The sequence below is a fragment of the Alkalimonas cellulosilytica genome, from assembly GCF_036325985.1.
Classification (GTDB): Bacteria; Pseudomonadota; Gammaproteobacteria; order Enterobacterales; family Alteromonadaceae; genus Alkalimonas; species Alkalimonas cellulosilytica.
This window is the reverse complement of record NZ_JAUHLI010000009.1, coordinates 168963-183932: the sequence shown is the minus strand read 5'-3', so window position 1 is coordinate 183932 and position 14970 is coordinate 168963. Positions and strand designations below refer to the sequence as shown.

General features: G+C 52.9%; 13 protein-coding genes. 6 read left to right on the top strand and 7 right to left on the bottom strand.

The window, feature by feature from the left end; genetic code table 11:
* On the top strand, positions 1 to 1536 hold the full coding sequence (gene hutH, locus QWY20_RS10860; protein ID WP_330129035.1) for a histidine ammonia-lyase: 1536 nt from the start codon (positions 1 to 3) through the stop codon (positions 1534 to 1536).
* A gap of 154 nt (positions 1537 to 1690) precedes the next feature.
* Positions 1691 to 3718: a methyl-accepting chemotaxis protein gene (locus QWY20_RS10855; protein ID WP_330129034.1), complete on the top strand. Its 2028-nt coding sequence runs from the start codon at positions 1691 to 1693 to the stop codon at positions 3716 to 3718.
* Here the strand turns inward: QWY20_RS10855 and QWY20_RS10850 are convergent.
* The 6 genes from QWY20_RS10850 to typA form a co-directional block, all read right to left on the bottom strand.
* Complete coding sequence (locus QWY20_RS10850) at positions 3674 to 4321, bottom strand: restriction endonuclease (RefSeq protein WP_330129033.1); 648 nt, start codon at positions 4319 to 4321, stop codon at positions 3674 to 3676. The two genes, QWY20_RS10855 and QWY20_RS10850, sit on opposite strands and share 45 nt — an antisense overlap.
* A gap of 121 nt (positions 4322 to 4442) precedes the next feature.
* Positions 4443 to 5252: a Rossmann-fold NAD(P)-binding domain-containing protein gene (locus tag QWY20_RS10845; protein ID WP_330129032.1), complete on the bottom strand. Its 810-nt coding sequence runs from the start codon at positions 5250 to 5252 to the stop codon at positions 4443 to 4445.
* Positions 5249 to 6154 carry a bifunctional GNAT family N-acetyltransferase/hotdog fold thioesterase gene (locus QWY20_RS10840; RefSeq protein WP_330129031.1) on the bottom strand — a complete coding sequence of 302 codons (906 nt, stop codon included), beginning with the start codon at positions 6152 to 6154 and terminating at the stop codon, positions 5249 to 5251. The genes QWY20_RS10845 and QWY20_RS10840 overlap by 4 nt, the downstream gene beginning before the upstream one ends.
* A gap of 3 nt (positions 6155 to 6157) precedes the next feature.
* Positions 6158 to 6604 carry a D-aminoacyl-tRNA deacylase gene (gene dtd / locus QWY20_RS10835; RefSeq protein ID WP_330129030.1) on the bottom strand — a complete coding sequence of 149 codons (447 nt, stop codon included), beginning with the start codon at positions 6602 to 6604 and terminating at the stop codon, positions 6158 to 6160.
* Complete coding sequence (locus QWY20_RS10830) at positions 6601 to 7473, bottom strand: virulence factor BrkB family protein (protein ID WP_330129029.1); 873 nt, start codon at positions 7471 to 7473, stop codon at positions 6601 to 6603. Before QWY20_RS10830 ends, dtd begins: the two co-directional genes overlap by 4 nt.
* A gap of 106 nt (positions 7474 to 7579) precedes the next feature.
* On the bottom strand, positions 7580 to 9418 hold the full coding sequence (gene typA, locus QWY20_RS10825) for a translational GTPase TypA (RefSeq protein WP_330129028.1): 1839 nt from the start codon (positions 9416 to 9418) through the stop codon (positions 7580 to 7582).
* Between the two features lie 346 nt (positions 9419 to 9764).
* On the opposite strand from typA, the gene glnA reads away from it, so the two are divergent.
* From glnA to glnG, 4 genes are all read left to right on the top strand, one after another.
* Positions 9765 to 11171: a glutamate--ammonia ligase gene (gene glnA / locus QWY20_RS10820; protein WP_330129027.1), complete on the top strand. Its 1407-nt coding sequence runs from the start codon at positions 9765 to 9767 to the stop codon at positions 11169 to 11171.
* 160 nt (positions 11172 to 11331) lie between these two features.
* Positions 11332 to 11850, top strand: coding sequence for a DUF4124 domain-containing protein (locus QWY20_RS10815; RefSeq protein ID WP_330129026.1), 519 nt, complete (start codon positions 11332 to 11334; stop codon positions 11848 to 11850).
* 79 nt (positions 11851 to 11929) lie between these two features.
* Positions 11930 to 13021 carry a nitrogen regulation protein NR(II) gene (glnL, locus tag QWY20_RS10810; RefSeq protein WP_330129025.1) on the top strand — a complete coding sequence of 364 codons (1092 nt, stop codon included), beginning with the start codon at positions 11930 to 11932 and terminating at the stop codon, positions 13019 to 13021.
* The gene (gene glnG, locus QWY20_RS10805; protein ID WP_330129024.1) at positions 13018 to 14439 is read left to right on the top strand and encodes a nitrogen regulation protein NR(I); all 1422 of its coding nucleotides are present in this window, start codon (positions 13018 to 13020) and stop codon (positions 14437 to 14439) included. The genes glnL and glnG overlap by 4 nt, the downstream gene beginning before the upstream one ends.
* On the opposite strand, the gene QWY20_RS10800 is transcribed toward glnG, so the two are convergent.
* Positions 14426 to 14968, bottom strand: coding sequence for a Spy/CpxP family protein refolding chaperone (locus QWY20_RS10800; RefSeq protein ID WP_330129023.1), 543 nt, complete (start codon positions 14966 to 14968; stop codon positions 14426 to 14428). The two genes, glnG and QWY20_RS10800, sit on opposite strands and share 14 nt — an antisense overlap.
* Between the last annotated feature and the right edge of the window lie 2 nt (positions 14969 to 14970).

The window sequence follows — 14970 nt, the reverse complement described above, 5'->3', positions numbered from 1 at the left end:
ATGACCACCCCATTTACATTGACACCCGGCCAGCTCAGCCTGAGCCAATTGCGCCAGCTTTGGCAAAATGACCAAGCCATTGCCCTGGATAAAGCCGCTTACCCGGCGATTGCCGCCTCGGCCAAAACCGTGGCCGATGTGCTGGCCAAAGGTAAAACCGTCTATGGCATCAACACCGGTTTTGGTCTGTTGGCCAATACCAAGATAGCCCCGGATCAATTGGAATTGCTGCAACGCTCCATTGTGCTGTCGCACGCGGCCGGCTATGGCGAGCTGATGGCCGACCAGACGGTGCGGCTGATGATGATTTTAAAGGTCAACTCCCTGTCGCGGGGCTACTCTGGCATCAGGCCAGAAATCATCGATGCGATGATTGCTATGATCAATCAAGGCGTGTACCCCTGCATTCCAGCCCAGGGCTCAGTCGGCGCCTCCGGCGATTTGGCCCCGCTGGCGCACATGGTACTGCCGCTGATTGGTGAAGGCGAGGTGCGTTATCAGGGCAAGCAACTGCCAGCCAAACAAGGCTTGCAACTGGCTGGGCTTGCACCTGTGGTGCTGGCGGCCAAAGAAGGTCTGGCACTGCTGAACGGCACCCAGGCCTCCACCGCCCTGGCGCTGGAAGGCCTGTTTAAAGCCGAAGACTTGTTTGCTGCGGCCAGCGTAATTGGTGCACTCAGTGTGGAAGCCGCCCTTGGCAGCCGCTCGCCCTTTGATGCCCGCATTCATGCCATCCGTGGTCAGCAGGGTCAGATCGATGCCGCCGCCATTTACCGCCATCTGCTCAGTGATCGCTCCGAGCTTGGCGACTCGCATCAGGATTGTGAAAAGGTGCAGGATCCTTACAGCCTGCGCTGTCAGCCGCAGGTCATGGGCGCTTGCTTGACGCAAATCCGCCAGGCGGCTGTGGTGCTGGAAACTGAAGCCAATGGCGTCACCGACAACCCACTGGTGTTTGCTGAAGAAGGCGATATCCTCTCCGGTGGTAACTTTCACGCCGAGCCGGTGGCGATGGCGGCCGATAATCTGGCGCTGGCGATTGCCGAAGTCGGCTCTTTGTCCGAACGGCGGATGGCGCTGCTGATTGATGCCAGCCTCAGCAAACTGCCGGCCTTCTTGGTCAACAACGGCGGTGTTAACAGTGGCTTTATGATTGCCCAGGTTACTTCGGCGGCTTTGGCATCGGAAAACAAGTCGCTGGCGCACCCGGCCAGTGTCGACAGCCTACCGACCTCGGCCAATCAGGAAGATCATGTGTCGATGGCCACCTTCGCCGCCCGGCGGCTGGCACAAATGGCCGACAATACCCGTGGTGTATTGGCCGTCGAGTACCTGGCTGCCGTGCAGGGACTGGATTTTCGCGCACCGCTCAAATCCACCGAGCGGCTGGAGCAGGCCAGGGCGCTGTTGCGCGACCAGGTCAGCTTTTATGCTGAAGATCGCTACTTCGCGCCGGATATCAAAGCCGCCGCCGAGCTGCTGGCCAGTGGCCGCTTAAGCAGCCTGCTGCCTGCGGCCATGCTGCCCAGCCAATAAGCGCTCACGCCCAGGTCCACTGCAGTGGGCCTGGGTCTTCTTGATAGCTCCAGAGCACACTTACTACCTCTTTATCTGGCTAGACCAGTTGTGCAAAATTTGCTAAGGTCAGGACCAGCTATAATAAAAAAAACAATCAGGCCGGGACCTTACCATGACGCTAACCATTGCTCACCGCATCATCCTTGGATTTGGCTTGATTGTCTTCTTGCTGGTAGTAGCCAGTGGCTCTGCACTGCTTAGCTTTCTATCGATTGAAGAGTCAACCCGCAATGTCAATGAACGCGCCATACCCACCCAGCAACTAAGCAATCAGGCCCAAATACGGCTTTTGAGTATGGCCAATGCCAGTGCCCAGGGCTTTTCTGCCGAAGAACCCGCCCTGATCAGTCAGCAGCAACAGCTCTTTACCCAGGCAGATAGCGGCCTGCAGCAACTGTTGCAACAAGCAGCAGAGTTAACAGAACAACATCGTGAACTGCAACAGACCCTGCAACAAGCCAAACAACAAAGCAGCGCCTACCGCCAATCCGTCCGACAGATGTTTACACTGAGGCTGGAAGTAGAGCAAAGCCGTGCTGAAGTACAGCAGGTATTCCAGCACTTAGAGCAGCAATTGGATGCCCTTGGCGCCCTGTTACTGGATTTATCCTATCTGGATGGCGCCGATAGCGATACGTTGGAGCTGATCGAAGGCACCGCCGGTCGTATTGACGGCCAGCTGCTGGGCCTCATCAATACCTTGCGGGAAGTGGCTAATGCCAACGAGCTGACACAATTACAGCGTAGCGAAGACAATATCAATTTTGCTTTTAGTGATATGCAGGTCAATATCGACTACCTGGCTCAGTTGGTGGCAAACATTGATACCGGCGGGCTTTGGTCGGATTTCGAAGCGCAGCTGCAACAACTGGAGCAACAGCTGGTGCAGCACCAAACATTGCTGAGCCTGCAACTACAGCGGCTAACGCAACAACAGGCAGCGCGTCAGCATTTACAACAGGCAGAACTGGAGTTTAGCAATGGCATCACTGCCTTGCAGCAGATGGCTAGTGCAGCTGATCAGCAGGTCAGTCAACTGCAGCAAGCCGTTAGCCGTACCATTTCGCAAGGCAATTGGCGCAATGTCATCATTTTGCTGGTGCTTATCGTGCTGGCCAGTGCTATTGCCTGGGTCACCATCCGCGCTATGCTGCAACCATTGGCCAAAATCAACCAGGTGCTGGGGGTGATGGCGCAGGGCGATCTGAGCCAGCGCCTGACCATTCAGCGGGATGACGAGTTTGGTAAGCTGGCAAGCAACGTCAATCAGCTGGTTGAGTCGCTCAGCAGTCTGGTACAACGCATCCAGAACTATGCCAGCGAACTTAACCACAGCGCGCAACGCTCTGGTACGGATGTGCAGGATATTCGTGCAGCACTGCAGCAGCAAACCAGCCAAATCGCCAGCATCAACTCAAGTACTCATCAACTCAGTGAACAAAGCCAGCACATTGCCGAGCAGGCAGCTCAGGCCGTACAAGAAATGCAACAAGGCATGCAACACAACAAGCAAGTGCATCAACTGTCTGAACAAAACAATCAGCGTATTGGTCACCTGGCCAAGCAGCTGCACAGCATTGATGATCGGATGCAGCAGGTCAATGAGCAAACCAAACAAATAGGCAGTATTCTGGATACGATTGGCAGTATTGCTGAGCAAACTAATCTGCTGGCACTCAATGCCGCCATTGAGGCAGCTCGGGCCGGTGAGCAGGGGCGCGGTTTTGCGGTGGTCGCCGATGAAGTGCGCACCCTGGCAGGCCGAACTCAGCAGGCAACCAATGACATTCAAACCATGATAGAGACACTGCAGCAAGGTACCAAAGCAGCTGTGCTAGCGGTGCAACAAGGCAATAACGATGCAAGCCAATGTGTGCAGGAAAATCAGGCGCTGCTACAAGCATTGCAACAGATTCACCATGCCATTACCCAGATGCACGGCATTAATGCCAGCATTGCTGATGCCACCGCCTTGCAACTAAGTCAGGGAGAGCAAATCAGTCAGTCCATGGAGGTCGTTGTGCAACTGGCAGAGAACAGTACCGAAAAAGCAAGTAGCACCCAGGCTCACAGCCAGGATGTGACACGGTTGGCCTCAGAATTGGAGCAGGCCAGTGCGGCTTTCCGTTTGCGACAGTAAGCCTGAGCGACTGAGCCCCTGCTCCAGTAAATTTGGTTGGTATTCAAGCAGCTCTATATTGGCTTCACGGGCAAAAATACGCTCCTGGCTGGTGAAGCCCTGAAAACTAACCAACATACCTTGCTGGCAATCGTGACTTAGCATCTGCTGAAAACGTTCACGTAAGCATTCCATCGTCACCATATTGTCTGCATCCGGATGAAAATACACCAGGGTTTTGCCGGTTTTACTGTGCCAGAAAAACACCTCAGTACCATCTGTGCTGGCAGGCTCCATCGCCCCCTGCTGCTGCAACTGCTGCTTTAAGCGACTGAAAAAAAACTCCTGCTGCTCGAATCGATCCTGTTCACGTTGAAATCGTTTAGGAAGTGCCAACCAACGATTGCCAGAATCCATTTCGATAAAAGCGATCAGATTAAACATCAGAGCCGAGACAAACAGCAGGACAAACGCCCACAACAGGAAAGTGGACCAAAACTCTGATAACACCAGAGCTGATTGGGAAAACACAATGGAATGTTCAGAAAACAACAAGAATAAAGCCCCTGCCGCTATCCCTAGCAAGGTGCTGATGGTAGATAATAACAACCATTGACTGCGCATGATAACTCGACCTTGAGTAGCAAATACTGTGAGGTGGAGTATGGGGTTTTAACAGGAACAAGTCCTGACAAAAGCCTGATAAAAGTCGGATAAAGTCACCAGCAAGCTGATAAAAATGTGTTTAAGACCTATCTTCCAGTGCTTGCAGTGCCGATGGATAGCGATATTGAAAAGGTAACTGCTGTTGAATACGCTTAGCCACTACTCTGCGCTGACTATCCGTAGTGTTCCCATCATTCAATGCATTTCGCTGTAACAGCGCCCGGGCCTTGGCATAAAACTGCTTACGGGAAACAAAATCCGGGCAGCATAGATTGTACAGTCCAGGCCATGCCTGTTGCTGCAAAATCACCCGCACTGCCTCGATCACATCACTGCTATGCACCATGTTGACCGGCGCATCCGGATCAGTCAGCACATCGTTTCGTAGGAAGTTCCCGGGGTGTCGCCCCGGGCCAAACAGGCCGCCCAACCGCAAAGTACAGGTTGGCAAAGCCTGTTGCAGCAGTTGCTCGCCCTGATAAAGCAATTGTGCTTTAGCATCCGTCAGTAACAACTGACTCTGTTCATCCACTTCACCGCTCAGGCCGCTATAAGCGCCGGTCGAACTAAAATGGATGCAAGCCAGGCTTTCAGCAGCCTGCATCAACCTGACCAAAGAATTCAGGCTATCCAGATAACCAGCCCCAGACTGTTTACGCCAGCCCGGTGTAATCGCGCAAATCACTACCGCCTGCTGAAACTGCTGCAGCACAGTGGACGAATGTGGCAATGACAACGGCAGGCTGAGCACCTGGGCTGGCACACCTTGCGGCAGCTCTGCCAACCCAGCCTCAGACTGACGGGTCAGCAGCAGTTGGTGCCCCTCTTGCTGCAAAACAGGCAACAGTTGCTGTCCCAACCAGCCACAACCCAGCAGGATGACTTTCATGGTGCGCTCCGTGGCAACAGTGCTTTGTACTGCCCTTCAAACAGGGCAACAACCTTACCGGCACTTAGCAACTCGACCCTGATGCGCTGACTGGCATGCCTGCCGTGCTTTAAGACCGTTAAATCCCCTTTGGCACTCAGTAAGGAGCAACGTGCTTCCGGCTGAGCTTGCATCGGTTTCAGGTAACGGATGCTGGCATCTGCCAGCACCAGGTCCGCTTGTAACTCAAGCGCTTGCAGCTGCAAATGCAGCAACCCCCAGCCCGTCAGCGTAGCCAGACTGTACAGGCTACCGGCAAACATGGTGCCGTGCAGATTGATGTTTGGCTCCAGCGGTGCCTGACAACGAAGCTCAGTGCCATCAAAGGCTGCAATCTCAAGTTGCATAAAGCTACTCAGCGGAATTTGCTGATGCCAGCTTTGCTGCAATTGCTGGCAGCGTTGCTGCCAAACTGCTTCAGTCCCTGGCAAACGCAAATAACGGTGCATGCGGTAATGCGCTACTCCGAACTGGGTGGGGGCCGGCTGTTGCACGCTGTAACCAAGCCGTTGATAAAAGCCCTCTGCGCTGTCGCGGGCGTTCAGCACCACCTCAGTACAGCCAAGCGCAAACGCCTGCTGCTCCAGCTCCGCCACCAGACGGGCACCCAGTTGCTGCCCCTGATACTTAGGGTCTACCGCCATGTAGCGAATTTGCGCGCTACCATCACCGAGCTGATGCAACCGGCCTACCGCTATCAGTTTGTTACCATCCAGTACCATACGATGGTAACTCTGTTGCTCCAGCTCATCACGCTCTGAACCCGGAGGCTGCTGCCAGGGCGCCCGAAGCTGTTGCCAGCGGAACTGGAAGTACGCCTGCCAATCGGCATCAGTTTGAGGGGAACTAATACGAATCGTCATGGTTTAATTACTTTTGCTTTCAAGTAAAAAGGTCACAGGACCATCGTTGACCAAGGCGACCTGCATATCAGCGGCAAAGCGGCCGCATGCCACGATCAAGTTATGTTCTTCGCAACGCTCGATAAAATGTTGGTACAACCGCTGTGCCTGCTCTGGAGCAGCTGCTTGAGAGAAGCTGGGCCTGAGCCCGGTGTTGGTATCTGCTGCCAAAGTAAACTGTGATACCACCAGCAACTGACCTTTTACCTGTTGCACATTCAAATTCATTTTACCGTGCTCATCACTGAAAACCCGATACTTACAGACTTTATCGGCCAAAAGTGCTGCACTTAGCTCTGTATCTGCTTGCTCCACGCCCAGCAATACCAGCAAGCCCTGCCCGATCTGTGCAATTTGTTCGTCAACCACACAAACACTGGCGCTACTTACCCGTTGTATCAAAGCTTTCATTCGCAGCACTCCTCCGACTCACTGACTTTATCCGTTCGCAACTGTTCCCAGTCTTTCAGGTAAGCGGTCAACTCAGCACCGACCAAGACCACCAGCCAGCACAGGTACACCCACAGGAATAAGATGGGCACCAAGGCCATGGCACCATAGATCACCTGATAGGATGGAAAGTGAGTAATGTAAAGTGCGAAACCATACTTCAATAACTCAAACAATAACATGGCCAGTAATCCACCCCAAAAAGCATGCCGGATCCGAACCTTGGTATTGGGCACCACCAGATACAAAATACAAAATGCCAGCAAAGACATCAGATAAGGCACCAGTCCCAATAAAAAGCTGGACAAGCCAGGGGTAAAGTCCTCGGCAAAACGTGTCAGCGTCACCAGGTAAGAGCTAACCGCAATGGAGGTACCGAACAGGATAGGGCCCAAAGTCAGGATCATCCAGTAGATGGAGAAGGAAATCACCGGTCGGGGTCGCTTGTTGATGCGCCAGATTTTATTCAACGTTTTATCGATGTTATGGATAAGCAGCAAGGCCACTACGATCAGTGCAGAAATACCAATGGCCGTCATACCGCGGGTATTGCCAATAAACTCATTCAGATAATCTTTGATTTCATCACCACGCGACGGTACTACATTGGCATAGAGTAAACCTTCCATGCTCTGACGAAACTCAGCAAACATCGGAAAAGCGCTCAGCATCGAGAACATCACCGCAATGAAGGGCACCAGCGATAACAGGGAAATATAGGCCAGATAGCCACCCACCAGATTAATCTGATCGTGCTGACAGCGCCCGATATAGCCTTTGACGAACTGCGAGCTGGCGTTGATAAACTCACGCCACTTAATGGCTTGCACCAAAGCACTCCTTGGTCTTCGATTTGGCTTCAGTGTATAAAAAAAGCCGGGAACTGACCAGCAGTTCCCGGCTTTCAAGCCAGTTTAACCGTTAGCTGAGCAGCAATCAGGCACCTGATTGACGGCTGGCCCGTTTGCGATCATTTTCAGTCAGATGGCGCTTACGAATACGGATCGAAGCTGGGGTCACTTCCACCAGTTCGTCGTCATCAATAAACTCCAGCGCCTGTTCCAGCGTGAAACGGATAGGTGGTACCAGATTAATGGCTTCATCGGTACCGGATGCCCGTACGTTGGTCAGCTGCTTGCCTTTTAAGCAGTTCACCGTCAGGTCATTGCTGCGACTATGAATACCAATCACCTGGCCTTCGTACACTTCTTCTGCATGGCCAATAAACATCCGGCCGCGCTCCTGCAACGAGAAAATCGCATAACCGGCCGCTTTGCCCATGGCATTCGAAATCATCACGCCATTGTTGCGCAGACCAATGGTGCCGCCTTTGAACTCTCCATAGTGATCAAAGCTGTGGTACATCAGGCCAGTCCCAGAGGTGAGCGTAATAAACTCGGTACGGAAACCAATCAAGCCACGGCTTGGTACCACGAAGTCCATCCGCACCCGGCCTTTGCCGTCCGGCTGCATGTTGGTCATCTCCGCTTTACGCTCGCCCATTTTCTCCATCACGGCGCCCTGATGCGACTCTTCACAGTCGATGGTCAGTTGCTCGTAGGGTTCCATTTTCACACCATCCACGGTCTTCATGATCACTTCCGGCCGGGATACTGCCAGCTCGAAACCTTCGCGACGCATGCTTTCGATCAAGACACCCAAATGCAATTCACCACGACCGGAAACACGGAACTTATCACCATCTTCGGTTTCCTGCACCCGCAGTGCTACGTTGTGTTTCAGTTCGTTTTGCAGGCGCTCTAAGATCTGGCGCGAGGTGACAAACTTGCCCTCTTTACCGGCAAACGGCGAGGTGTTGACCTGAAAGGTCATGGTCACGGTTGGCTCATCGACCGACAAGGCAGGCAGAGCCTCAACCGCAGACGGCGCACAAATGGTATCGGAAATTTTCAATTCACCCAGGCCGGTAAAAGCGACGATGTCACCCGCAGTTGCTTCGGTGGTGTCAATCCGCTCCAGGCCAAGGTAACCAAAAACCTGACCGACTTTGCCATTGCGCTTTTTACCATCGGCACCAATGATGGTGACTTGCTGATTAGGACGCAAGGTGCCACGCTTGATCCGGCCAATACCGATAATACCCAGATAACTGGAGTAATCGAGTTGTGAGACTTGCAGCTGGGTGTCACCTGCGGGGTCAACATCCGGTGGCGAGACATGATCAACAATCGCCTGGAACAGTTCGGTCATGTCTTCTTTTGGCTCGCTGTGATCCAACGTCGCCCAGCCATTTAAGGCAGAAGCATAGACAATCGGGAAGTCTAGCTGTTCATCACTGGCACCCAGGTTATCAAACAGATCAAACACCTGATCAATGACCCAATCCGGGCGGGCACCAGGACGGTCGATTTTGTTCACCACGACAATCGGTTTCAGACCGTGGGCAAAAGCTTTTTGCGTGACGAAACGGGTTTGTGGCATCGGGCCATCAACCGCGTCGACCAACAACAGCACTGAGTCGGCCATGGAAAGCACCCGCTCTACTTCACCACCAAAATCGGCGTGGCCCGGGGTGTCCAGAATATTAATGTGGTAATCGTTCCAGCGCACAGAGGTGTTTTTTGCCAAAATGGTAATGCCACGCTCTTTTTCCTGATCGTTGGAGTCCATCACGCGCTCTTGCAGTTTGGCCCGCTCATCAAAGGTGCCGGACTGCTGCAGCAGTTTATCAACCAGGGTGGTTTTGCCGTGGTCGACGTGCGCAATGATGGCAACATTACGTAGTTTTTGAATATCGGTCGCGGTAACGCTCATGCTTTCTCTTTCCTCTGTGGCACCCTGTGACCGTCAACGTGACCACCTGGCAAACAACAAACTCTTTAAATAAGGGCGCATATTCTACTCTGTTTCGCGCAAAAGAAGAACAAAAGTCGGATTTTTTTCCCTCAGCCAACCAAAGCCCCCTGCCAGACAGCAAAAATGTGCTAGGCTGGTATGCACCATCCTGGAGAATGCCTGCACCATACTGGTGCGCAATAGCAGTGCAGAGACACTAGTGACGTTTTATCTATTTGATTTTTAAGGCTCTGAATGAGTGGCACATATCTGGCATCTATTCGGGCGATGAAAAATTTTCCTATGGAACCAACTGGAGGAACCCATGGCTGCATCTGTAATGAAGATGATTGAAGAGAACGAAGTAAAATACGTCGATCTGCGTTTTACCGATACCAAAGGCAAAGAACAGCACGTCACTGTGCCGGTGAGCCAAATTTCGGAAGACTTTTTTGAAGACGGTAAAATGTTTGACGGTTCTTCCATCATGGGCTGGAAAGGGATCAACGACTCCGACATGATTTTGATGCCAGATCCAGACACTGCTGTGATGGATCCTTTCTTTGAAGAAAGCACCCTCAATATCCGCTGCAACGTCATCGAGCCAGGCACCATGCAGGGTTATGATCGTGACCCGCGCTCCATCGCGCTACGTGCTGAAGAGTACCTGAAGTCCACCGGCATCGCCGATACTGTGCTGTTTGGGCCAGAGCCAGAGTTCTTTATGTTTGATGACATTCGGTTCCATACCGATATGTCCGGTTCATTCTTCAAAATCAACGATGGCGAAGCCGCCTGGAACTCAGGTGCTGAAATGAGCGATGGCAACAAAGGCCACCGCCCACGCGTTAAAGGTGGCTATTTCCCACTGCCTCCGGTCGACTCGTCGCATGATATCCGTAGCGCTATGTGTACTGTGCTGGAAGAAATGGGCCAGGTGGTGGAAGCTCACCACCACGAAGTGGCTACCGCTGGTCAGAACGAAATTGCGACCCGTTTCAATACCCTCACTAAAAAAGCCGACGAAGTACAAATTCTGAAGTACGTCATCCACAACGTCGCGGATATTTACGGCAAAACAGCCACTTTTATGCCTAAACCACTGTTTGGCGATAATGGCTCAGGTATGCACTGCCATCAGTCATTGGCCAAAGACGGTGTCAACCTGTTTGCCGGTGATAAATACGCTGGTTTGTCTGAAATCGCCCTGTATTACATTGGCGGTATCATTAAGCATGCCCGCGCCATCAATGCCTTTACCAACCCATCGACCAACTCGTACAAGCGTTTGGTACCTCACTACGAAGCACCGGTCATGTTGGCCTACTCAGCCCGTAACCGCTCTGCTTCCATCCGTATTCCCATGGTCCCAAGCGCCAAAGCACGCCGTATTGAGTGCCGTTTCCCGGATCCGGCGGCTAACCCTTACCTGGCCTTTGTGGCTCAGTTGATGGCCGGTCTGGATGGTATCCAAAACAAAATTCATCCTGGCGATGCCATGGATAAAGATCTGTACGACCTGCCAGCAGAAGAAGCCGCCAATATTCCGCAGGTTGCTACTTCACTGGATCAGGCGTTGGATGCGCTGGATGCGTCACGTGAAATCTTTACCAAAGGTGGCGTCATGTCGAATGATATGATTGATGCCTACATTGCCATCAAACGTGAAGAAGCGCGTCGGGTGAATATCGCGATTCATCCGCTGGAATTCGAGCTGTACTACAGCGTTTAATGGATCCGGTATGATCTTCGTGGCCCGCCAACTGGCGGGCTTTTTTCTGCCATCAGCTCTGCAACAGGTCCTGCCTGCGCAACAAATCTGGTCAAATGCTAAAAACAGGCGTACAGTTAACATTGACAGTTTGACTAAATAAGCAACAGGATCCAACACCGTGATAACACGACTACTGACCCTTGTGTTTTTACTTTTGCTTTGTTTGCCTACGCCGGTAGATGCCAGTGGCAAAGTCTATGTCTGGCGAGATGCCAATGGTGTGCTGGTCTTTTCCGACAGCCCCAGGCCTGGTGCTGAAGAGGTCAACCTGACTACCCGGGTCAATCTGATGGAAACGACCGAACCATTCCGACCGCAGCAACAAGAAAAATCCACTCCGATTAGCATTGAAATTACCAATCCGGAACAAGAAGCCACCGTTCGCGACAACACAGGCACAGTGCATGTCACAGGTCGGGTTTTACCTCGCTTCACCAGAGGGTTTCAGGTGGCGCTTCTTGTAAACGGCAGCCGTTATGGCATCCCTCAAACCAGCACCACTTTTGTGTTACGCGATATGGATCGAGGCGAGTATCAGCTCCAAATGGAACTACTGGATCAAAGCGGCAAGCAAATTGCAAAGAGTGATGTCATCACCTTTTATTTGCACAGAGCAACGGTGATATCCCCTAGATAGGGCATTTGTGATGCAATTTTCAGCGGACTAACGTACACTGGCATCACAAATGCACCACAATGGTGCATGAGGATTGACCGTGACCGGAGCAGAACCAGAGTCCAACAAAACCGTACTTTTCCAACCTGAGCAGCTGAGCGATCTACTCAGTACTGCTGTGTTGGTGTTGGATCAACAACTGCAAATTTGCTTTCACAATGCAGCCTGCAGCCAGGTACTGAGTATCAGTGCCAAACGACTGAGTGATCAGCCCTTCCTAGAATTATTTCAATACTGCGAACTGGGTAAAGAGCCCTTGCTGCGAGCTTTGCAACAACAGACGAGCTTTGCCATCAGCGATGTACAAACCATCTTGCACGACGGCCACCCGACCTTACTTGATGTGTATTTAAGCCCGTTCGAGCATCAACAGCAGTGGTATTTGCTGCTGGAGATCCGCCAGATTGAGCGCCAAAGGAAAATCAGCCAGGAAAATGTACAGCAACACCAACATCATGCGGCCCGTGAGTTGGTTCGTAATCTGGCACATGAAATTAAAAACCCACTGGGTGGTCTGCGTGGCGCAGCCCAGTTGCTCGAGTCCTCATTGTCTGACGAGCAAAAGGAGTATACCCAGCTGATCATTGCCCAGGCCGACCGGCTGCGCAAACTGGTAGACCGCTTGCTCGGCCCTTACCGGCCACCACAGCAGCAATTTGCCAACCTGCACCAGGTGATTGAACGGGTGTGTCAATTGGCACAGCTGGACAACCCGGCGCAGGTCCGTTTTCAGCGCGACTACGATCCCAGCATACCGGTATTCCGCTTTGATCCGGAGCTGATTGAACAAGCATTGCTGAATATCGTTCGTAATGCCCAACAAGCGTTGGAGCAAGGCGGTCATATCCTGCTACAAAGCCGCATTTTGTATCAGCACACCCTGCACGGCCAGCGGCATAAATTAGTGGCTGCCATCAAGGTCATCGACAATGGCCCGGGTATCCCGGCGGATATCCGCGACACCTTGTTCTACCCCATGGTCAGCGGTAAGCCTGGTGGCAGCGGTCTGGGCCTGACCATCGCTCAAACCCTGCTGCATCAGCATGGAGGCTGGATCGACTGCGACAGTTGGCCAGGCCATACCGAATTTACCTTGTATCTTCCCATCAGTGACACAGAGGAAACCGTATGAATCAGGATGTATGGATCATTGATGACGACAACTCCATCCGCTGGGTGCTGGAAAAAGCCCTGCAGCGGGCTGAGATCCCATGCGAAAGTTTCGCCAGTGCTGATTTGATGTTGCAGCGCCTCGACTACCATCAGCCTGCGGTAGTGCTGTCCGATATTCGCATGCCCGGCACCGATGGCATGGCCCTGCTGGCACGGTTGCAACAACTAGCACCTGAGCTCCCGGTCATCATTATGACCGCCCATTCGGATCTGGACAGTGCCGTTAATGCCTTTAAAAGTGGTGCTTTTGAATACCTGCCCAAACCCTTTGATATGGATGAAGCTGTGGCGCTGGTGAGCCGGGCGCTGGAGCACAGCAAAGCCAGCTTGCGTAAAACCAAAGCCAGCCAGCCACAACTGCTGCCCGAGATCATTGGGGAAGCCCCGGCGATGCAGGAGGTCTTTCGCGCCATCGGCCGACTTAGTCGCTCCAGCATCAGCGTGCTGATCAATGGTCAATCGGGAACTGGTAAAGAGCTGGTGGCCCAAGCACTGCATAAGCACAGCCCTCGCAGCGACCAGCCCTTTATTGCACTGAATATGGCCGCCATACCAAAAGACTTGATTGAGTCCGAATTGTTCGGCCATGAAAAAGGCGCTTTTACCGGGGCAGCCAATGTGCGCAAAGGCCGCTTCGAGCAGGCCGATGGAGGCACCCTGTTTCTGGATGAGATTGGCGATATGCCACTGGATGTGCAAACCCGTCTGCTGCGGGTGCTGGCTGATGGCCAGTTTTACCGGGTAGGGGGTCATCAGGCCATCAGCGTCGATGTCCGGATTATCGCTGCAACCCATCAAAACCTGGAACAGTTGGTGGCGAAACATCAGTTCCGGGAAGACTTATTTCACCGGCTCAATGTGATTCGGGTGCATCTGCCACGCTTAAAAGAGCGACGCGAAGATATACCCGCACTCGCCCGGCACTTTTTACAGCAAGCGGCTCGCGAGCTGAATGTCGAAGCCAAACAACTGAGCAATGAAGCAGAAAAATTTCTGCAACAGCTGGACTGGCCCGGCAATGTCCGTCAACTGGAGAACACCTGCCGCTGGCTTACCGTGATGGCCAGTGGCAAACAAGTCTTGATTGCCGATTTACCCCCTGAGTTATCAGGCCCGGCCCCCCAGGAGCACGCCGCTGCTGATAGCTCAGAAAGGCCAGGTGGCTGGCAGGACAGTTTTCGTCACTGGATGCAGCAGCAACTGAAGCTTGGCCGGATGGATATCCTGAACGAAGCCAGTCAGCAACTCGAAAGCATTGCCTTGCAACAGGCGCTGCAGCACACCCATGGTCACAAACAGGAAGCGGCCCGCTTTTTAGGCTGGGGCCGCAATACGCTAACACGGAAATTAAAAGAGTTGGATCTTAGCCAGCATTAGTCCGTCGTTGACTGCGCTGATAGGGGCGCTGCTCTGAGCGCTGTTGCAACTGCTCGCGCTGCTCTGCGGTTAATAATTGCCAGAACTGGTGACGAAACTCCAGCATGGCTAACTGGCGTTCCAGTTGCTGTTGCTGGCGCTGCTCCAGCAGCAAGCGAGCAGCAGTGGCATCAAAACTATCGGCCTGAACCAGCTGCTGCAGTTGTTGCCGCTGTGCTCGCTGCTCAGCCCGATCGCCGTGCTGTGCCCGCTGCGCCTGGCGTAATGCCTGCAGTTGCTGTTTTTGCTCATCTGTCAGCGCCAGTTGGCGATGCCCCTGCCCTTCAGCAGCGTGCCGGCGGTATTGACTGTTATACCGATTACCCTCTTGTTTCATTCCAACACGCTTAGCACCATGCTGCCAACGCTTACCATGGGGTTGCTGCTCTGCAGTCACGGACTGTGCAATCAGTTCAGTAGCAGAAATGGGCGCCGCTGCCATACTGAGCGAACCGGCCATCAGCAGTGAAATCATTGTGGTTACTTTCATGG

Excerpts from the sequence above, each read along its gene's own strand:
- QWY20_RS10850 (WP_330129033.1), bottom strand. The coding sequence starts at position 4,321 with ATGCGCAGTCAATGGTTGTTATTATCTACCATCAGCACCTTGCTAGGG.
- hutH (WP_330129035.1), top strand. The coding sequence starts at position 1 with ATGACCACCCCATTTACATTGACACCCGGCCAGCTCAGCCTGAGCCAA.
- dtd (WP_330129030.1), bottom strand. The coding sequence starts at position 6,604 with ATGAAAGCTTTGATACAACGGGTAAGTAGCGCCAGTGTTTGTGTGGTT.
- typA (WP_330129028.1), bottom strand. The coding sequence starts at position 9,418 with ATGAGCGTTACCGCGACCGATATTCAAAAACTACGTAATGTTGCCATC.
- glnA (WP_330129027.1), top strand. The coding sequence starts at position 9,765 with ATGGCTGCATCTGTAATGAAGATGATTGAAGAGAACGAAGTAAAATAC.
- QWY20_RS10800 (WP_330129023.1), bottom strand. The coding sequence starts at position 14,968 with ATGAAAGTAACCACAATGATTTCACTGCTGATGGCCGGTTCGCTCAGT.
- QWY20_RS10845 (WP_330129032.1), bottom strand. The coding sequence starts at position 5,252 with ATGAAAGTCATCCTGCTGGGTTGTGGCTGGTTGGGACAGCAACTGTTG.
- QWY20_RS10840 (WP_330129031.1), bottom strand. The coding sequence starts at position 6,154 with ATGACGATTCGTATTAGTTCCCCTCAAACTGATGCCGATTGGCAGGCG.
- QWY20_RS10855 (WP_330129034.1), top strand. The coding sequence starts at position 1,691 with ATGACGCTAACCATTGCTCACCGCATCATCCTTGGATTTGGCTTGATT.
- glnG (WP_330129024.1), top strand. The coding sequence starts at position 13,018 with ATGAATCAGGATGTATGGATCATTGATGACGACAACTCCATCCGCTGG.